The 19053-nt window shown below is 73.8% G+C and carries 17 protein-coding genes; 12 read left to right on the top strand and 5 right to left on the bottom strand.

Annotated elements, in window-relative coordinates:
• The first annotated feature begins 6 nt into the window (after nucleotides 1–6).
• Both IAG43_RS30425 and IAG43_RS30430 read left to right on the top strand, forming a co-directional pair.
• Nucleotides 7–870, top strand: a complete 864-nt coding sequence (locus IAG43_RS30425; protein ID WP_187743869.1) for a phosphatidylinositol-specific phospholipase C/glycerophosphodiester phosphodiesterase family protein — start codon at nucleotides 7–9, stop codon at nucleotides 868–870.
• Between the two features lie 129 nt (nucleotides 871–999).
• On the top strand, nucleotides 1000–1194 hold the full coding sequence (locus IAG43_RS30430) for a hypothetical protein (RefSeq protein ID WP_187743870.1): 195 nt from the start codon (nucleotides 1000–1002) through the stop codon (nucleotides 1192–1194).
• Between the two features lie 27 nt (nucleotides 1195–1221).
• On the opposite strand, the gene IAG43_RS30435 is transcribed toward IAG43_RS30430, so the two are convergent.
• Nucleotides 1222–1572, bottom strand: coding sequence for a DUF779 domain-containing protein (locus IAG43_RS30435; protein ID WP_187743871.1), 351 nt, complete (start codon nucleotides 1570–1572; stop codon nucleotides 1222–1224).
• Between the two features lie 119 nt (nucleotides 1573–1691).
• Here IAG43_RS30435 and IAG43_RS30440 point away from each other — a divergent pair, with 119 nt between their 5' ends.
• From IAG43_RS30440 to IAG43_RS30460, 5 genes are all read left to right on the top strand, one after another.
• A complete protein-coding gene (locus IAG43_RS30440; protein ID WP_187743872.1) occupies nucleotides 1692–2900 on the top strand; it encodes an RNA ligase in 1209 nt (402 codons plus the stop codon).
• Between the two features lie 2 nt (nucleotides 2901–2902).
• Nucleotides 2903–3835, top strand: coding sequence for a phosphatase domain-containing protein (locus IAG43_RS30445; protein ID WP_246574624.1), 933 nt, complete (start codon nucleotides 2903–2905; stop codon nucleotides 3833–3835).
• Nucleotides 3836–4008: 173 nt separating this feature from the next.
• On the top strand, nucleotides 4009–5451 hold the full coding sequence (locus IAG43_RS30450; RefSeq protein ID WP_187743873.1) for a glyceraldehyde-3-phosphate dehydrogenase: 1443 nt from the start codon (nucleotides 4009–4011) through the stop codon (nucleotides 5449–5451).
• 353 nt (nucleotides 5452–5804) lie between these two features.
• Nucleotides 5805–7442, top strand: coding sequence for a ribosomal protection-like ABC-F family protein (gene abc-f / locus IAG43_RS30455; protein ID WP_187743874.1), 1638 nt, complete (start codon nucleotides 5805–5807; stop codon nucleotides 7440–7442).
• Between the two features lie 152 nt (nucleotides 7443–7594).
• A complete protein-coding gene (locus IAG43_RS30460) occupies nucleotides 7595–8713 on the top strand; it encodes a substrate-binding domain-containing protein (protein WP_187743875.1) in 1119 nt (372 codons plus the stop codon).
• Here the strand turns inward: IAG43_RS30460 and IAG43_RS30465 are convergent.
• Nucleotides 8670–9146: a MarR family winged helix-turn-helix transcriptional regulator gene (locus IAG43_RS30465; protein ID WP_187743876.1), complete on the bottom strand. Its 477-nt coding sequence runs from the start codon at nucleotides 9144–9146 to the stop codon at nucleotides 8670–8672. The two genes, IAG43_RS30460 and IAG43_RS30465, sit on opposite strands and share 44 nt — an antisense overlap.
• A gap of 397 nt (nucleotides 9147–9543) precedes the next feature.
• Here IAG43_RS30465 and urtA point away from each other — a divergent pair, with 397 nt between their 5' ends.
• The 5 genes from urtA (at nucleotide 9544) to urtE (ending at nucleotide 14469) form a co-directional block, all read left to right on the top strand.
• Nucleotides 9544–10797, top strand: a complete 1254-nt coding sequence (gene urtA, locus IAG43_RS30470) for an urea ABC transporter substrate-binding protein (protein ID WP_187743877.1) — start codon at nucleotides 9544–9546, stop codon at nucleotides 10795–10797.
• A 151-nt stretch (nucleotides 10798–10948) separates the two neighbouring features.
• Entirely contained in the window at nucleotides 10949–11833 is an 885-nt protein-coding gene (urtB, locus tag IAG43_RS30475) for an urea ABC transporter permease subunit UrtB (RefSeq protein ID WP_187743878.1), read from the top strand.
• Nucleotides 11830–12978 carry an urea ABC transporter permease subunit UrtC gene (gene urtC / locus IAG43_RS30480; protein ID WP_187743879.1) on the top strand — a complete coding sequence of 383 codons (1149 nt, stop codon included), beginning with the start codon at nucleotides 11830–11832 and terminating at the stop codon, nucleotides 12976–12978. The genes urtB and urtC overlap by 4 nt, the downstream gene beginning before the upstream one ends.
• Nucleotides 12975–13772, top strand: a complete 798-nt coding sequence (gene urtD, locus IAG43_RS30485; protein WP_187743880.1) for an urea ABC transporter ATP-binding protein UrtD — start codon at nucleotides 12975–12977, stop codon at nucleotides 13770–13772. Before urtC ends, urtD begins: the two co-directional genes overlap by 4 nt.
• A 4-nt stretch (nucleotides 13773–13776) precedes the next feature.
• Nucleotides 13777–14469 carry an urea ABC transporter ATP-binding subunit UrtE gene (gene urtE / locus IAG43_RS30490; protein ID WP_187743881.1) on the top strand — a complete coding sequence of 231 codons (693 nt, stop codon included), beginning with the start codon at nucleotides 13777–13779 and terminating at the stop codon, nucleotides 14467–14469.
• A 160-nt stretch (nucleotides 14470–14629) separates the two neighbouring features.
• Here urtE and IAG43_RS30495 read toward each other — a convergent pair whose 3' ends face one another.
• The 3 genes from IAG43_RS30495 to IAG43_RS30505 all read right to left on the bottom strand — a co-directional run bounded on the left by IAG43_RS30495 (nucleotide 14630) and on the right by IAG43_RS30505 (nucleotide 18734).
• Nucleotides 14630–16288, bottom strand: coding sequence for an FAD-dependent monooxygenase (locus IAG43_RS30495; protein WP_187743882.1), 1659 nt, complete (start codon nucleotides 16286–16288; stop codon nucleotides 14630–14632).
• A gap of 107 nt (nucleotides 16289–16395) precedes the next feature.
• Nucleotides 16396–18057 carry an acyl-CoA dehydrogenase family protein gene (locus tag IAG43_RS30500; RefSeq protein WP_187743883.1) on the bottom strand — a complete coding sequence of 554 codons (1662 nt, stop codon included), beginning with the start codon at nucleotides 18055–18057 and terminating at the stop codon, nucleotides 16396–16398.
• Between the two features lie 41 nt (nucleotides 18058–18098).
• Complete coding sequence (locus IAG43_RS30505) at nucleotides 18099–18734, bottom strand: TetR/AcrR family transcriptional regulator (protein ID WP_187743884.1); 636 nt, start codon at nucleotides 18732–18734, stop codon at nucleotides 18099–18101.
• Nucleotides 18735–19053 lie beyond the last annotated feature (319 nt).

Genomic DNA, 19053 nt, shown 5'->3' on the forward strand with positions numbered 1-19053 from the left:
GGCGCCGTGCCCACCAGTCGTCGCAGAGCCGTCAGCACCATCGCCGCGGCGCTGGTGGGCGCCGTCGCCCTGACGGAGCGGGGCAGCGCGGACGGACCGGCCCGTCCGCCGCAGGGACCGGCCCCCCTGCGCCGGGCGCACGCCCACAACGACTACCTCCACCCGCGCCCCCTGCACGACGCCCTCGCGCACGGGTTCACCAGCGTCGAGGCGGACGTCTTCCTCGTCGGCGGCGACCTGCTCGTGGCCCACGAGCCCGCCCACCTCGACCCCGCGCGCACCCTGCGCTCGCTCTACCTCGACCCCCTCCTCGCCCGGGTCCGCGAGGGCCACGGCAGCGTCCACCCCGGACACGCGGGGACCCTCCAGCTGCTCGTGGACATCAAGGCCGACGGCGTCGCCGCCTACCGCGAGCTCGACCGCCAACTGCGCGACTACCGGCGGATGCTGAGCAGCTGCACCGACGGCCGGGTCCGCACCGGCGCCGTCACCCCCGTGGTCTCCGGCGACCGCACCGCCCGCCTCCCCATGGAGACGCAGCGCCGCCGGTACGCCTTCTACGACGGGCGGCTCGACGACCTCGCCGCCCCCGTGCCCGCGTCCTTCGCCCCGCTGGTGTCGGCCGACTGGAGGCAGAGCTTCGGCTGGCGCGGAGCCGGTGAATTCCCGGCCGCGGAACGGGAGAAGCTGCGCCGCCTGGTGTCCACGGCCCACACCCGCCGGCAGCGGATCCGCTTCTGGGCCACGCCCGACACGCCGGGACCGGACCGCGACGCCCTGTGGACCGCGCTTTCGGACGCCGGAGTGGACCACCTCAACACCGATGACCTGGCAGGTCTCGAAGCGTTCCTGCGCGACCGGCGGCGCTGAGCGCAGCCCACCCGTACGGCGGACACGCCAGTCGGCCGTACGGGGCCCCGGCTGCGCCAGACTTGCCGCCGAACGCCGCACGAGCGGCACGCGGATGCCGCACGACCCCCGCGGCGGAGGAGGCTGGCGATGGCCATTTCGATCTCGGTGGTGCTGCTGCTGACGGTGCTGGCGGTGATCTTCCTGCGCAACGGCGGTCTGAAGCTCTCCCACGCGGTGGTCTGCGCCCTGCTCGGCTTCTTCCTCGCGGGCACCAGCATGGCCCCGACCATCCAGGACGGCATCGCGGCGACCGCCGGGGTCGTCGGAAGTCTCCAGCCCTGACACCGGGCCGGCGCACCCGGCACCGGGTCAGGCCAGGTACGACCTGATCAGGAAGCGGACGCCCTCCGGGGCCTCCAGCGAGAAGCCGCTGCCGCGCCCCTCGACCACGTCGACGACGAGCCGCGTGTGCCGCCACAGCTCGTACTGGGAGCGCGACATCCAGAACGGCACCGGCTCGTCGACCCCCGCCACACGCAGCTCCGCGAGCAGCACGTCGCTCGCCCCGGTGCGGAACTCGCCCGCCGGGTAGCACATCGGCGCACTCCCGTCGCAGCAGCCGCCCGACTGATGGAACATCAGCGGCCCGTGCGCGGAGCGCAGTCTGCCCAGCAGCTCCGCGGCGGCATCGGTCATCTCCACACACCCGGTCCCGTCCATGCCCCGAGCACAGCACACCGTACGTTGCGGCCGTGTTGCAGCCTGCCCGGGGCCGCCGATATCCGCTGTCCCCCATGCGTATCCCCAGGTGAGAATGCAGCATCTCGAACGGAGGAACCATGGGCCAGGCATCCCTGACTCTTCACGAACTGCTCCCGGCGCGCGAACTGGAACAGGCGCTCGCGGCGGGCCACGTGACCCGCAAGGCACACCCCGAGCTGCCGCTGTCGATCTACACGTACACGCGCGTCTGCCAGTACGAGCGGCACTGGAACCGGGTCACCGTCCGCTGCCGCGGGCTGGTCGCGGACGACGTCACCGGCCGGATCGTCGCGCTGCCGCTGCCGAAGTTCTTCAACGTCGGCGAGCACGAGTCCGGGCAGCCGTACGCGCCCGCGCTGCCCGACGAGCCGTTCGAGGTGTACGACAAGGTCGACGGGTCGCTCGCCGTCGTCTTCCACTACGCGGACCGCTGGCGCGTCGCCTCCAAGGGCTCCTTCACCAGCACCCAGGCGCTCTGGGCACAGCGCCGGCTCGACGCGCGGGACACCTCGGGGCTGGAGCCGGGCGTCACCTACCTCGCCGAGATCCTCTACCCGCAGAACCGTATCGTCGTGGACTACGGCGACCGCCGGGACCTGGTGCTGCTCGCCGCCGTCGGGGCCGACGGCACGGAGACGCCGCCGGCGGACGCCGCACCGGCCTGGAAGGCTATCGGCTCCGTCGTCGCCCTGCGGCCGGCCATGCCGCTCGCCGAGCTGCTCGCCCTGACCGAGTCGAGCACCCTGCCGGGCGGCGAGCCGGCCACCGGCACCGACGCCGAGGGCTTCGTGCTGCGTTTCGCCTCCGGTGTCCGGGCGAAGGCCAAGATCGCGGAGTACGTCCGGCTGCACAAGCTGCTGACCGGTGTCACCGAGCGGGACATCTGGCGCAGCCACGGCATCCAGCGCTTCACGGGCCTGCCCGCCAAGGCGGTGGCCCAGGCGCTCGGCTGCTCGGCCGCGGACGTCACCGCCTCCCGCGGCCGGCCGCTGGACGCCCTCCTGGAGCAGGTTCCGGACGAGTTCGACAGCTGGGTCCGCGGGGTGATCGCCGGCATCGAGGAGCGGGTGGCACAGCGCGAGCGGGCGATCGACACGGCGTACGCCGGCGTGGCGCATCTCGCCGCGGACCGGGGCGCCTTCGCCCGCGCGGTGCGCGAGGTGCCCGACCCGGCGGTGCGCCCCGCCCTCTTCCTGCGCCTGGACGGGCGGCCCACCGCGTTCGTCACGTACCGCTCCGCGCGCCCCGAGGCGTCCGACCCCTTCACCACCGACGAGGAGAACTGACCGTGTCCACTGCCGTGACCGTGCCCCGGGTGCACGTCATGACGGGCCTGCCCGCATCGGGGAAGACGACCGCCGCCCGCGCCCTCCAGGCGGAGGCGGACGGCAGGATGCGACGGGTCAACCTGGACGACCTGCGCACCATGCTCGACATTCCCGCGCCGGAACGCGGCCGATCCCACGCCCACGAGCAGACCGTGCTGGCGATCCAGGACGCCGCGGTGACGGCCGCCGTCGCCGACGGCTTCGACGTCGTGGTCGACAACACCCACCTCACGCCCCACATCCCCAAGCGGCTCAAGGCGGCCGTGGCGGGCCGCGCCCTGTTCGTGGTGCACGACCTCACGGACGTCGGCGCCGACGAGTGCGTACGGCGCGACGCCGCGCGGGAGCGTCCGGTGGGGGAGGAGATCATCCGGCTGCTCGCCGAGCGGCACCTCAGGTCCCGCAAGGGCGGATGGCGTCTGACGGACGCGTGGTTCAACGACCGGCAGCCCGTGCTGCCCTACGTCGCGGACCCGGCGCTGCCCCCGGCCGTCATGTGCGACATCGACGGGACCCTCGCGCTGCGCGGCGACCGGGGCCCGTTCGACTTCTCCCGCTGCGACGAGGACACCCTCAACCTCTCCGTGCGGGGAGCCCTCTCCGCGTTCCGCCGCGCCGACGGCGACGCGATCGTGCTGCTCTCCGGCCGCAGCGAGGACCACCGGGAGATGACCGAGGCGTGGCTGCGGCGCCACGAGGTGCCGTACGACGAGCTCTGGATGCGCGCGGCGGACGACGGCAGGCGCGACGACGTCGTGAAGGCGGAGCTCTTCGACCGCCATGTCCGCCACCGCTACGCGGTGAAGGTGTCGCTGGACGACCGCGACCGGGTCGTGGCCGTGTGGCGCCGGATGGGCCTGCCGACCTGGCAGGTCGACTACGGGGCCTTCTGAGCGGGGCACGCCTTTCGGGACGACGCAGGTCAGGGGGCGTCCGGCGGTCGCGCCGGGCGCCCCTCGGCGTTCCCCGGCGCCGTGCGGGCGAGCGGGTGTGACGAGGACCGCGTGGAAGATCAAAACACCGTGGGGTTAGCATATGAGCGCCGCCTAGCTCGAAAGATAACCACGTGACTGTCAATGACGACTCGTTCACCAACTGGATGCACCGCGAGGAGATCGCGGAGTCGATGATCCCGATCATCGGGAAGCTGCACCGCGAGCAGGACGTCACGGTCCTGCTGCACAGCCGCTCCCTGGTGAACAAGTCGGTGGTCAGCATCCTCAAGACGCACCGGTTCGCCCGGCAGATCGCCGGCGAGGAGCTCTCGATCACCGAGACGTTCCCGTTCCTCCAGGCGCTGACGACGCTCGACCTCGGCCCGTCCCAGATCGACCTCGGTCTGCTCGCCGAGGCCTACCGCGCCGACGACCGCGGCCTGTCGGTGGCGGAGTTCACCGCCGAGGCCGTCGCCGGCGCCACCGGTGACAACAAGATCGAGCGTCGCGAGGGGCGTGACGTCGTCCTCTACGGCTTCGGCCGCATCGGCCGCCTGGTCGCCCGCCTTCTCATCGAGAAGGCCGGCTCCGGCAACGGTCTGCGCCTGCGCGCCATCGTCGTCCGCCGCGGCGGCGACCAGGACATCGTCAAGCGCGCCTCGCTGCTGCGCCGCGACTCGATCCACGGCCAGTTCCAGGGCACGATCACGGTCGACGAGGCCACCGGCACGATCAGCGCCAACGGCAACGAGATCAAGGTCATCTACGCCAACGACCCGTCGGAGGTCGACTACACGGCGTACGGCATCGACAACGCCATCCTCATCGACAACACGGGCAAGTGGCGCGACCGCGAGGGCCTGTCCGCGCACCTGCGCCCCGGCATCGACAAGGTCGTCCTGACCGCCCCCGGCAAGGGCGACGTGCCCAACATCGTGCACGGTGTGAACCACGACGACATCAAGCCGGACGAGCGCATCCTGTCCTGTGCGTCCTGCACCACCAACGCGATCGTCCCGCCGCTGAAGGCGATGAACGACGAGTACGGTGTGCTGCGCGGCCACGTGGAGACCGTCCACTCGTTCACCAACGACCAGAACCTGCTGGACAACTTCCACAAGGCCGACCGCCGCGGCCGCAGCGCGCCGCTCAACATGGTCATCACCGAGACCGGCGCCGCCTCCGCCGTCGCGAAGGCGCTGCCCGCCCTGAAGGCGCCGATCACCGGCAGCTCCATCCGCGTGCCCGTGCCGGACGTGTCGATCGCGATCCTCAGCCTGCGCCTGGGCCGCGAGACCACCCGTGACGAGGTCCTGGAGTACCTCCGCGACGTCTCGCTCCACTCGTCGCTCAAGCGCCAGATCGACTTCACCACCGCTCCGGACGCGGTCTCCATGGACTTCGTGGGCTCGCGCCACGCCTCCATCGTGGACGCCGGCGCGACCAAGGTCGACGGCGACAACGCGATCCTCTACCTGTGGTACGACAACGAGTTCGGCTACTCGTGCCAGGTCATCCGGGTGGTGCAGCACGTCTCCGGCGTGGAGTACCCGACCTTCCCGGCGGCCGTCTGACCGCCCGCGGGTCCGCACGGGGCGGTGCCGGCACCTTCACGGTGCCGGCACCGCCCCGTCCCCGTTCGCCCTCCTTCCGGCCGCCGCCTCCTGAACGTCTCCGCCTCCGTCCGGTCTCGGTCTCCTGAACGCCTCCGTCTCCTGAAGGCCTCCGCCGGCGCCCGGTGCGCCGCGCCCGCGTCCCGGCACCGCCCCGGCGGCGTTTGGTACCGTGGCGCGCATGGGTTCGTACTACTTCTTTCTCTGATTCCGGCCACGGACACGGCCTGACCCGCTGACCGCTCCGCGGCAGCGGCGCCGCTCCGTCGTCCCTCCGTGCCCGAATCCGGCGAACCCACCCAGGGACACCTCCCATGCGCGACCGCGCCCAGCTCAGCCTGCACTCCGTCAGCACCTCCTACGGCGTCCGCCCGGTGCTCGACCGCGTCACCTTCGCCGTCCGGCCCGGCGAGCGGGCCGCCGTCGTCGGCGAGAACGGCTCCGGCAAGTCCACCCTCCTGCGCCTCGTCGCCGGCGTCCGGGCCCCGGACGCCGGAGAGATCACCGTCCGCTTCCCCGGCGCCACGGCCCACCTCGCCCAGACACTCGCCGAGACCTTCGGCGTGGGCCCCGACGACACCGTCCAGGACACCGTCGACGCCGCACTCGCCGAACTGCGCTCCCTCGAAGCCCGGTTGCGCGAGGCGGAGGGACACCTCGCCGGCGCCGGCCCCGACGCGGGAGCCGGGCAACTCGCCGACTACGGCGACCTGCTGGAACGCTTCGAGGAACGCGGCGGCTACCGCGCCGACGCGGACGTCGACGCCGCCCTGCACGGACTCGGCCTCGGACACGTCGGCCGCGACCGCCCCGTCGGCACCCTCTCCGGCGGGGAGCAGTCCCGGCTCGCGCTGGCCTGCGTCCTCGCCTCGGGAGCCGAACTGCTGCTCCTCGACGAGCCGACGAACCACCTCGACCGGGACGCCGTCCGCTGGCTCCGGGACCGGCTGCGCGCACACCGGGGCACCGTGCTCGCGGTCACCCACGACCGGGAGTTCCTGGAGTCCGTGGCGACCACCGTGCTGGAGGTCGACCGCGACACCCGCTCGGTCGGGCGCTACGGCGACGGCTGGAGCGGCTACCGGGCCGCGAAGGCCGCCGAACGCCGCCGCCGTGCGCAGGAGCACCAGGAGTGGCTGGACGAACTCGCCCGCACCGAGGAACTGGTGGCGGCCGCCGGGCAGCGGCTCGCCGGCACGGGCGGGGACCCCCGCCAGGGCTTCGGCAAGCACCGCCGCTCGCACGAGAACAAGCTCTCCGGCCAGGTCCGCGCCGCCCGGGTGCGGCTGGAGCAGCTGCGCGGGGAACCGGTGGCGGCCCCGCCCGAACCACTGCGCTTCGGGGCCCTGTTCACCGCGGCCGGCGCGGCGCCCGGCACCGTGCTCGCCGAACTGACCGGCGTCGAGGTGGGCGACCGCCTCTCGGTGCCGCACCTGCGCGTCGCCATGGGGGACCGGCTGCTGGTGCACGGCCCCAACGGGGCGGGCAAGACCACGCTGCTGCGGGTGCTCGCCGGCGACCTGCGCCCCGGCACCGGGACCGTGCACCGGACGGCGCGCGTCGGCCGCCTGCGTCAGGAACTGGACGCCGTGCCCGCGCGGGAGCCGCTGCTCGCGGCGTACGCCCGCGGGCGGGCCGGCCTGCCGGAGGAGTACGCCGAGGAACTGCTGGCCCTCGGGCTGTTCCGGGCGGAGGACCTGGAGCTCTCCGTCGCGGCCCTGTCCGTGGGGCAGCGGCGGCGGCTGGAGCTGGCCAGGCTGGTCTCGTTCCCGGCCGACCTGCTGGTGCTGGACGAGCCCACCAACCACCTGGCGCCCGACCTCGTGGAGGAGCTCGAGGCCGCGCTGGCCGGCTTCGCGGGGGCCGTGGTCGCGGTGTCCCACGACACCCGTTTCCAGCGCCTCTTCCCGGGGGAGCGTCTGGAGCTGCGGGCCGGACGCGTCGCCGGCTGACGAGGCCACCCCCGCCCCGGACCCTCCGGCCGCCGGCTGCGCCCCCGCCGGCGCCCCCGCCCAGGGCCCTCCCGCCGCCCGCCATGCTGACGAATCGGTCTCGATCCGGTCCCCGGCTTGGGCGGCGGGGGCGGTGCCGCAATCATGAGCCCATGCACCGTCCGCCACCTCCGGCCAGGCCCCCCGAATGGTTCGTGCCCGACGCGTCGACCCTGGACGTCGCGCTCGTGTACCCGAGGCAGGGGCCCGCCGGGATCTTCGGCCCCACCTGCCTGACCTGCGCCCGCCTCGCCGCCGACGAGGTCAACGCGGCGGGCGGGGTGCTGGGCAGGGAGCTGCGGCTGCTGGAGGTCGACGGGGGAGCGGACCCCCGTACCGTGGCGGCGGAGGTCGGGGCCCTCGTGGACACCGGGACGGTGCAGGGCGTCACCGGCTGGCACATCTCCTCGGTCCGCCGGGCCCTCGCCCCGCGCGTCGCGCACCGCGTGCCGTACGTCTACACGGCGCTGTACGAGGGCGGCGAGCGCACCGAGGGCGTCTTCGTGGCGGGCGAGACGCCGTCCTGGCAGCTGCTGCCCGCGATGCGGCTGCTCGGCGAGGCGCGGGGGGTACGGCGCTGGTTCACCGTCGGCAACGACTACGTGTGGCCGCGGCAGACCGCCCGCGCCGCGCGCCGCTTCGCGCGCACCGCCCGCGGGCGGGTCTGCGGCGAGGCGTACCTCCCGCTGGGCACCGACGACTTCGACGACGTGCTGCGCAGGATCGAGCACACCGACGCGGACGCCGTGCTGATGCTCCTGGTCGGCAGCGACGCCGTGCGCTTCAACCGGGCCTTCGCCGCCCGGGGGCTGGACCAGCGCTCCCTGCGGCTGAGCACCCTGATGGACGAGAACATGCTGCTCGGCAGCGGCCCCGGGGCCACCGCCGGCCTGTACAGCACCGCCGGGTTCTTCGCGTCGCTCGCCGACGGCAACACGCTGGACTTCCACGGCCGTTACGCCGCCAGGTTCGGCCTCCAGGCGCCCGTCCCCGGCAGTCTCGGCGAGTCCTGCTACGAGGGGGTGCTGCTGCTCGCGGCCCTCGTCGAAGCGGCCCGCACCCTGGACGTGTCCGCCATCGGGGCGGCGGCCGGCACCGTCCGCTACGAGGGTCCGCGCGGCGTGCTCGGCCTCGACGGCAGGCACGTCCGCCAGCGGATCTACCTGGCCGAGGCGGACGGGCTCGACTTCAACGTGCTCGCCCGGCTGAGCGCTCCGCACGAGCTGCGCTGACGCCGTCGCCCCGGTGCAGCGCCGAGGTCAGGCGGTCCAGCAGCAGGGCGAGCCGCCGGCCGTCTTCGGGATCGAGCAGCGGCTCCCAGGCGCCCCGGTCGGCGCGCACCGCGTCGGCGAGCAGGCGGTGCCGGTCCGAGCCCCGCGGCGTGAGGTGGGCCAGCACCCGCCGGCGGTCGGCGGGATCGATCCGGCGGAAGACGAGGTTCTGGTCGACGAGCTGATCGACCAGCTTCGTCAGCGTCGGGGCCGGGAGGAAGGCGTGCTCGGCCAGCGCCGTCATGTGGTGCCCGTCGCCGTCCGCGAGCAGGTCCAGCACCCGCCACGCCTCCACGGTGCAGTCGTACTCCGCGAGCACGGACTGCACCCGGCGGGCCGCGAGCCGTTCCGCCCGCGTCAGCAGGTCGAGCAGTTCCACGGACCGCCTCGCCATCGCTCTCCTCGGTTCGCGTGCGCACGTCCCAGGGCGGGAACGGAAGGAGCCTACCGCCCGGCGACACAGCAGTGGCAAGGGAAATCAGGAATCACTTCCTTTCCACCGGAAGTATCGAAACGCGTTGCCGACGATCCGTCAAATGCCCTGTGAAGCGCTGTAATACGGCGAAGTTGCGTGCGGGAAAAACTTCCTCTGGAAACTGTTCTTCAATTGCCCGGAAACCTGCGGGAAACAGTTCGCCCGCAGGCTGTGGACGCACTTCAGCGACCGGCCGGGACGCCACAGCGAAACGGCCGGGCACCGTGCGCCGACGCAGCCGCCTCCTGAAGCGCCCTCTTCCCCCATCCCAGCCCCGCCCACTTCGCCACGCCCGCAAGGGCCCAGGAGGTAGTGCATGTCCGAGTTCATCGTGAGCAGACGCGGCCTGTTGACGGGCGTCGGTGCCCTCGGCGCGACCGCCGCCCTCACCGCGTGCGGCGCGAAGACCGGCAGCGGGACGTCCACCGGCTCCGGCGCCACGGCGGACACGTCCGGGGACACCGTGAAGGTCGGCCTGCTCAACTCGCTCTCGGGCACCATGGCCATCAGCGAGGTCACCGTCCGCGACTCGCTGCTCCTGGCCGTGAAGGAGATCAACGCGGCCGGCGGCGTCCTGGGCAAGAAGATCGAGCCCGTCAGCCAGGACGGCGCGTCCGACTGGCCCACGTTCGCCGAGAAGGCCGAGGCGCTCATCACGGACACCCGGGTCGCCGCCACCTTCGGCTGCTGGACCTCGGCCAGCCGCAAGGCGGTCAAGCCGGTCTTCGAACGCCACAAGGCCCTGCTGTTCTACCCCGTCCAGTACGAGGGGCTGGAGCAGTCCCCGTACATCTTCTACACGGGCGCCACCACCAACCAGCAGATCGTGCCCGCGCTCGACTACCTGAAGAAGCAGGGCCGCACCCGGCTGTACCTGGTCGGCAGCGACTACGTCTTCCCGCGCACCGCCAACAAGATCATCAGGGCGTACGCGGCGGCCAACGGCATGAAGGTGGTCGGCGAGGACTACGCGCCCCTCGGCTCCACCGAGTTCGGGACCATCGTCAACAAGGTCAAGGACGCCGGGGCCGACGCCGTCTTCAACACCCTGAACGGCGACAGCAACGTGGCCTTCTTCAAGGAGTACAAGTCCGGCGGCCTCACCGCCCGGAGCCTTCCGGTGCTGTCCGTCTCCATCGCGGAGGAGGAGGTCAAGAGCATCGGCACCCAGTACCTGGAGGGCCAGCTGACCGCCTGGAACTACTACCAGACCACGCCGGGCGCCGCGAACACCGGCTTCGTGAAGGCCTACCAGGACGCCTACGGCAAGGACAAGCCGACCAGCGACCCGATGGAGGCGGCCTACGTCTCCGTCCACCTGTGGAAGCTGATGGTGGAGAAGGCCGGCTCCTTCGACGTCGCCGCGGTGAAGTCCGCCGCGGACGGCATCACCCTCGACGCCCCCGAGGGCAAGGTCACCGTGGACGGCGCGACCCAGCACGTCCACAAGACGGCCCGCATCGGCAGGATCGGCGCCGACGGCCGCATCACCGAGGTCTGGAACTCCGGCGGGCCCGTCAAGCCCGACCCCTACCTCAAGGGCTACGACTGGGCCTCCGGCCTCTCCTGAGCCGGGCCCCTCGTGACGGACCGCGGCGGGCCGCCCCGCCGCGGTCCGCCCGCCCGGCCCCGCCCGGTCACACCGCCGGGACGCTCACGCCCCCGCCCGGGGCCGCACCCGACCCGGTACCCGCACCCGCCCGTTCCCCCGGAGCCGCTCCATGACGGTCGTCCTCAACCAGTCCTTCACCGGCATCAGCATCGGTGCCGTCCTCCTCCTCATCGCGCTCGGCCTCACCCTGACCTTCGGTCAGATGGGCGTGATCAACATGGCGCACGGCGAGTTCATGATGGCCGGCGCCTACACCGCCTACCTGCTCCAGCAGGCGATCGGCGACGCCGGCGTCTCCCTCCTCGTCGCCCTGCCGACGGCCTTCCTGGTCGCCGGGGCCATGGGCGCACTGCTGGAGTGGCTGCTCATCCGGCGCCTGTACACCAGACCGCTGGACACCCTGCTCGTCACCTGGGGCGTCTCCCTGATGCTCCAGCAACTCGCCCGTGACATCTTCGGCGCCCCCAACGTCCAGACCCGCGCGCCCGAATGGCTGACCGGGAACATCGGCGTCGCGGGCACGACCCTCGCCACCAACCGGCTGTTCATCCTGGGCCTCGCCCTGCTGTGCGTCCTCGGCCTCACGGCCGCCATGCGGGCCACCCCGCTCGGGCGCCGCATCCGCGCGGTGGTGCAGAACCGGGACCTCGCCAAGGTGTCCGGCATCGCGACCGCCCGCGTCGACCGGACCACCTTCTTCATCGGTTCCGGACTGGCCGGCCTGGCGGGCGTCGCGCTCACCCTCGTGGGACCGATCGGCCCGACCATGGGCACCAACTACATCGTCGACGCCTTCCTGGTGGTGGTCGTCGGCGGCATCGGCCGGCTCAGGGGAGCGGTCGTCACGGCCTTCGCCCTCGGCGTCCTCCAGTCCGTGCTGGAGTACTCGACCACGGTCAGCGTCGCGAAGGTCGTGGTCCTCGTCGCGATCGTCGCGTTCCTCCAGTGGCGACCCCAGGGCCTGTACACACTGCGCACCCGGAGCCTGGCATGACGACGACCACCGCACCGCCCGAGACCGCCCCCGCCCCCCTGCCCGGAAAGGAGAGGCGCGCCCGCCTGCGGGTCCCCGCCGCCTTCCTCGCGGGCGCCGTGCTCCTCCTCGGCGTCGCCCCGCTCGCCCTCTCCGACTTCCGGCTCAGCCTGCTCGCCAAGTACCTGTGCTTCGCGATCGTCGCCGTCGGCGTGAGCCTCGCCTGGGGCCGCGGCGGACTCCTCGTCCTCGGCCAGGGCGTCTTCTTCGGCCTCGGCGGCTACGCCATGGCCATGCACCTCAAGCTCGCGGACGCCGCCGCGGCGGGCGAGACGCTGCCCGACTTCATGCTGCTCTACGGCACCGGCGACACCCTGCCCTGGTGGTGGCAGCCGTTCGCGAACCCCGTGTTCGCGCTCGCCGCCACCGTGCTGCTGCCGATGGCCGTCGCCGGCCTCCTCGGCTTCCTCGTCTTCCGCCGCCGGGTCAAGGGCGCCTACTTCGCCATCCTCAGCCAGGCCCTCGCCGCGGCGCTCGCCATCTGGCTCATCGGCCAGCAGGCCACCACCGGCGGCACCAACGGCCTCACCGACATCCAGGGGTTCTTCGGCTACGACCTGCGCGACCCGGTCAACCAGCGCACCGTGTACCTGATCATCGCGGGCGCCCTGCTGCTCACCGTGGCCCTCGCCCGCGCGCTCTTCGTCTCCCGCTACGGCGAACTCCTCGTCGCCGTCCGCGACTCCGAGGAGCGGGTCCGCTTCCTCGGGTACGACCCGGCCAACGTCAAGCTGGTCGCCTACGTCGCCGCCGCCGGCATGGCGGGTCTGGCCGGCGCGCTGTTCGTCCCGGCCGTCGGCATCATCTCCCCGGCGCTGATCGGTGTCGTGCCGTCCATCGGCTTCGTCATCGGCGCCGCGGTCGGCGGCCGGGCCAGCCTGGTCGGCGCCGTGCTCGGCGCCGTCGCCGTCGCCTGGGCCCAGAGCACGCTCTCCGAGTCGTTCCCCGCCGCCTGGACCTACGCCCAGGGCCTGCTGTTCGTCCTGGCCGTGGGCTTCCTCCCCGGCGGCCTCGCCTCCCTCGGCGCCGTCCTGCGCAGGCGCCGGAGCCCCGCGGCCCCCGCGGCCTCCCCGACCCCCGCGACACCGACAGGAGAGACCGCATGAGCGGCGAAGGACTGACCGTCCGCGACCTGCGCGTGACGTTCGACGGCTTCACCGCCGTCGACGGCGTCGACCTGGACATCCACCCGGGCGACCTGCGCTTCCTCATCGGGCCCAACGGCGCGGGGAAGACCACCGTCGTCGACGCCGTGACCGGACTGGTGAAGGCGGCCGGCTCGGTCCGCTTCGGCGGTGAGGAGATCCTCGGCCGCCCCGTCCACCGCATCGCCCGGACCGGCATCGGCCGCACCTTCCAGACCGCCACCGTCTTCGACGAACTGACCGTCCTGCAGAACCTCGACATCGCCGCCGGCGCGGGCCGCTCCCCGCTGGCGATGCTCCGGCGGCGCAAGGACGTGCCGGAGCCGGTGGCCCGGGCGCTGGAGACGACCGGCCTGACCCGGCTGCGGGACCGCCCGGCCGGCGTGCTGGCACACGGCCAGAAGCAGTGGCTGGAGATCGGCATGCTGCTCGTCCAGGACGTGCGCCTGCTGCTCCTCGACGAGCCGGTGGCCGGCATGAGCCACGACGAGCGGGAGGCCACCGGCGAACTCCTGCGCCGGATCGGCGAGGACCGCACGGTCGTCGTCATCGAGCACGACATGGACTTCATGCGTTCCTTCGCCCGCAGCGTCACCGTCCTGCACGCGGGCAGGGTCCTCACCGAGGGCACCGTCGCCGAGGTCCAGGCCGACCCCAGGGTGCAGGAGGTCTACCTCGGGCGGGCCACCGAACCGGAGCCCGGGCCCGGACCCGCCGCCGTCCCCGTACCCGTGACCGTCGCCGAGGAGGCGTGAGACCGTGCTGCAGATCAACGACGTCCGGGCCGGCTACGACCGCACGACCGTGCTCCACGGGGTGGACGTCACCGTCCCCGAGGACGGTGTCGCCACCGTCCTCGGCCACAACGGCGCCGGGAAGAGCACCCTGCTGCGCACCGTCATGGGGCTCATCCGCCCGTCGAGCGGCAGCGTGCTCCTCGACGGCGAGGACATCACCCGGCTCGCCCCGCACGAGCGGGTCGCCCGCGGCATGGCCTACGTACCGCAGGGACAGCAGTCGTTCCCGCACCTCACCACGGCCGAGAACCTGCTCCTCGTCGCGGACGGCCGCCCCGGCGGCAAGGAGGCCGTCGCCGAGGCGATGGACCTCTTCCCGGTCCTGCGCGAACTCGCCCAGCGCCGGGCGGGCCTCCTCTCGGGCGGCCAGCGGCAGCAACTCGCCCTCGCCCGCGCACTGGTGACCCGGCCGAGGCTGCTGCTGCTCGACGAACCGACCGAGGGCATCCAGCCGTCCGTCGTCGCCGAGATCGAGGAGACGGTGATCGCCCTGTCGCGGCGCAGCGGCCTGTCGGTCCTCCTCGTCGAACAGCACGTGGGCTTCGCCATGCGCGCCGCCCAGCGGTACTACGTGCTGGAAGCCGGCCGGGTCACCTCCTCCGGCGAGGGCGGCAGCGGCGCCGAGCACACGGTGCGCCGGGCCCTCAGCGTGTGACGGCCGCCCGCCGCGGGGGACCGGGCCCGGCGACCGCGGCCCGGTCGCGGTCGCAGTCCCGGTCCCGGTCCCGGTCCCGGTCCCGGGCTCACGCGGTCCCGGTCGCGGCGGGGGCGCCCGGGGCGTCGTGCGGCCCGGCCCGTCCGCAGGCCCCCGGGGCTCACCCCGCGAAGACCCGCCGGAGGTGGTCCGAGAGCGACCGCTCGGCCGGCAGCGGGAGCCGGGCGCCCAGGTGGCCGTCGGGCCGCACCAGGAACGCGGTCGGCTCCCGCACGCCGTACATCAGCGCGAACTCGCCCGCGGCGTCGCGGTAGACGGGGACCCCCGCCCCCGCGGGCGGGGCTCCCTCGCCCGCGAGGACGGCGCACGTCCCGACCAGGCCGTGCGACGCCTCCCGGGCCAGATGCGCCAGCCGCCCGTATCCGCCGGCCGGCGCGCTCCCCGCGTCCGGGCCGTACACCAGCAGCACATGACCGCGGCCGCGCAGGACGTCGAACAGCCGCAGCGGGTAGGCGGCGATCGGGTCGCGCAGCCCGCCGCAGTCCGGTGCCCGGTCGCCGGGCCGCGGTCCCGCCCCGCCGGGGGCCGGGCCGTCGACGACGGGGCTTCCCCGGTACCCGACGAGCAGCTGCGCCTCGCGCAGCATCACGGTCCGCGGGTCCGCCGGGTCCGCCTGGACGCCCTCGGCGGCGTGGCGCACGGTCCGGCCGACGACCTCCTCGCCCACCGGACGGCGCTCCGCGTCGTAGCTGGCGAGCAGGCCCGGTCCGGCCCGGCCGGCCACCGCGAGGGCGAGCTTCCACGCCAGGTTCCAGGCGTCCTGGATGCCGGTGTTCATGCCCTGGGCGCCGGTGGGCGGATGGATGTGGGCGGCGTCCCCCGCGACGAAGACCCGGCCGCGGCCGTACCGGTCCACCAGCCGGTGGCTGATGCGGAACACCGACGACCAGCGCAGTGCCGACGCGGTCGCCGGCCGTGGCGACAACCGGTCCAGCACCGCCTGGAGATGGGCGAGCGAGGGCGCGCGGCCGTTCTCCAGTCCGTGGGCGACGCCGTCGCCCGGCGTGCCGTCACCGCCCGCCGCGGAGAGCTCCGGCGGCACGGTCATCGACATCCGGTACCGGCCGTCGCCCGGCAGCGGGATGCACACCAGCGCGTCGTCGACGGCGCCGTCCGCGCCGCGGTGCAGGGAGCGCACTCCGTAGCCGTGCGGCAGGTCCCAGTCGACCTCCACGTCGCCCAGCATGTACTCGTCGGGGAACGCGCCGCCCCCGAACGTCAGCCCGAGGCCCTTGCGGACCACGCTGTGCGCGCCGTCGCAGCCCACCAGATAGCGGCAGCGGACCTCCTCCTCGCCGTCGCCGTCCGCCCCGGTGCGCACCAGGCGCGCGGTCACCCCGTCGTCGTCCTGCTCGAACGAGACGAGTTCGGTGCCCCGTTCGATCCGGGTGCCGAAGCCCTCGAGGTACTCCTGGAGGATGCGTTCCGTCTCGTACTGCGGCAGCGCGGCGAAGCGGTACGGCACCTCGGGCGGCAGCACCAGATCGATCCGCTGCCGTGGCGAGCCGTTCTCGAACGTGAGCTGGCCGAGCATGGGAACGGCCGCCTCCAGCACCTTGCCGACGAGCCCCGCCCGGTCCCAGAGCTCCAGCGTCCGGGGCTGGATGCCCACCGCCTTCGCGTACGGGAGCCGCGCGGGCAGCCGGTCGGCCACGCGGACCGAGACGCCGCGTCTGCGCAGCTCACCGGCGGCGGTAAGCCCCACGGGGCCGGCGCCGACCACGAGGACGTCGGTGGTGTGCAGGCTGTCGTTCCGCATCGCAGCGCCTCCCGGGGACGGCCCCCGTCCCATCGTGGGCCGCCCGTGGTCCCCGTGCACCTCCGGGAGGGGCGGACGTCCGCCCGCCGCTCCCGGAGGTGCACCGCTCAGCGGGGCAGCCGCTCCAGCAGGCCCCCGAAGTCCGCGCCCGGGGAGAGGGTGCCGAACGCCAGACCCCGGTCGCTTCCGAGCCGGGAGGCGCAGAAGGCGTCCGCCACGGCGGCGGGGGCGTGGCGCACCAGGAGAGAGCCCTGGAGGACGAGCGCCGCGCGCTCGATGACGCGGCGGGCCCGCAGCGGGGCGTCCTCGGTGAGGACCAGTTCGTCCTTCAGGGCGCGCCGCGCCTCGTCGAGCCTGCGGTCCCCGCCCGCGGCCGCCCCGGTCTCCGCGTGGAAGGCGTCCAGCGACTCGGGTTCGCGGGCCAGGGCGCGCAGCAGGTCCAGGGCGTTGACGTTGCCGGACCCCTCCCAGATGCCGTTGAGGGGCGCGTCGCGGTACAGGCGGGGCATCCCGGACGCCTCGTCGTAGCCGTTGCCCCCGAGGCACTCCAGCGCCTCGGCCACGGCGGCGGGCTGCCGCTTGCACACCCAGTACTTGCCGACGGCGGTCGCGAGCCGCAGGAAGGCGCGCTCCCCGGCGTCCCCGTGCCTGGCCCGGTCGGCCGCCCCCGCCAGGCGCAGGGCCAGGGTCGTCGCCGCCTCCGACTCCAGGGCGAGATCGGCGACGACGTTGCGCATCAGCGGCTGGTCGATCAGCAGCGCGCCGGACACCCTGCGGTGCCGCACGTGGTGGGCCGCCTGGGCGAGGGCGGCCCTGGTGCCGGACGCGGACCCGAGGACGCAGTCCAGCCGGGTCATGGTGACCATGTCGATGATCGTGCGGACGCCCTTGCCCTCGGCGCCGACCAGCCAGGCGACCGTGTCGTCGAACTCGGGCTCGCTGCTCGCGTTGGAGCGGTTGCCCAGCTTGTCCTTGAGGCGCTGGATGCGGAAGGTGTTGCGGCTGCCGTCCGGAAGCACCCGCGGGACCAGGAAGCAGGACAGTCCGCCGGGCGCCTGCGCGAGGACCAGGAACAGGTCGTTCATCGGCGCGCTGGTGAACCACTTGTGCCCGCGCAGCCGCCAGGTGCCGTCCGGGCTCGGTGCGGCGGTGGTGGTGTTGGCGCGGACGTCGGTGCCGCCCTGCTTCTCCGTCATCCCCATGCCGGCGAGCAGGCCCCGCTTCCCGGTGGGCGTCCGCAGCCCCGGGTCGTAGGCGCGGCCGGTGAGCAGCGGTTCGTAGGTCTCGGCGAGGTCGGGGGAGTGGCGCAGGGCGGGCACGACCGCGTACGTCATGGACACCGGGCAGCCGTGGCCGGACTCGGCGCTGCTCCAGACCATGAAGCCGGCCGCCCGGGCCACATGGGCTCCCGGCCGCTCGTCGGCCCAGGCCGCGCCGGCGAGCCCGGCGCCGACCGCCTCCTCCATGAGGGCGTGGTACGCCGGGTGGAAGTCGACCTCGTCGATCCGGTTGCCGTACTGGTCGTGGGTGCGCAGCACCGGCTCGCAGCGGTTGGCCTCCTCGGCCCGGCGCTGGACCTCCTCGCTGCCGGCGCGGCGGCCGAGGCGGTGGAGCTCGTCCAGGTACCAGTCGGCGCCCTCCCGGCGCACCCCTTCGAGGAGCACCGGGTCGTCGGCCACGTCGTGGCCGGTGAGCGGCGGCGGCTGGTTGGTGACCTCGTGCGTCACCGCGGACGGGTTGCTGGACGGTGCGGACAGCGGTGCGGTCATGTGTGCCTCCGGGGCGGGCGGTGCGGGCGGGTGGCGGCCGGTCAGGGGCGGGGCGGTGCGGTGCGGGCCGGTGCGGGGGCGGCGCCGGAGCAGCGCAGCGTCAGCGCGGTGAGCTCGGCGAGGAGGCCGTCGACGGCGGTCGTGCCGGGCGCCGTCAGCGGGTCGACGAGGACTTCGCCGACGGCGCCGGTGAGCGCGGCGGCGGTCATCTCCCCGTCCTGCGGGGGCAGCAGGCCCTGCCGCATGCCCTCGGCGATCACCTCGGCGAACAGTGCGCGGTAGCGGCGGCGGAACTCCAGGCGCTCGGCGCCGACCGCCGGTTCCGCGGGGGCGGCGAGCAGGGCGTGGGCGAGGCCCCGGTTCTCCAGGGCGCGGCGGGCGAAGACCTCCACCCCGGCCGCCAGGCGTTCGACGGGTGTGCCCGGGCCGCGCAGCACCTCCCCGAGGACCTCCACCTCGCGTCCGGCGGCTCGCCGGAAGACCTCGACGGCGAGGGCCGCCTTCGACGGGAAGTGCTGGTAGACGGAGCCGGCGGCGATGCCCGCCGCGTCGGCCACGGCGGTGACGGACGCCTGCGCCCAGCCCACTTCGGCGACGACCTCGGTGGCACGGGCCACCAGATGCTCGCGGGCGGCGTCGAGGCGCCGGATCTCGGCAGCGGTCTTGCGGTAGGCCATGGAAGAAGTGAAGCACTGTTCAGATCTTGCGCCAAGACCCCTGACCGCGGGCGCCGTGACCCCGGAGTGCGGGCGCTGCGACCCCGGAGTGCGGGCGTCCCTGCCCCGGGGTGCCGCCGCCGTCCCGGCAAGGTGGTCGTGGCGGGACGGGAGCGTCCCGTGCCCCGGGGCCGCTCCCGGTGCATCCGGAGCCCCGTGCGGGGCAGAAGGGCCGGACGAGGGCGGCGGGGGTGGCGGAGGGTGGTCCCGGGCGCGCGATTCGGCGGGCTAAGATATCTCGACGGTTGACATACTTAGTGAGTGACATACTCCGCGAGGC

It is taken from the genome of Streptomyces genisteinicus (assembly GCF_014489615.1).
Taxonomy (GTDB): Bacteria; Actinomycetota; Actinomycetes; order Streptomycetales; family Streptomycetaceae; genus Streptomyces; species Streptomyces genisteinicus.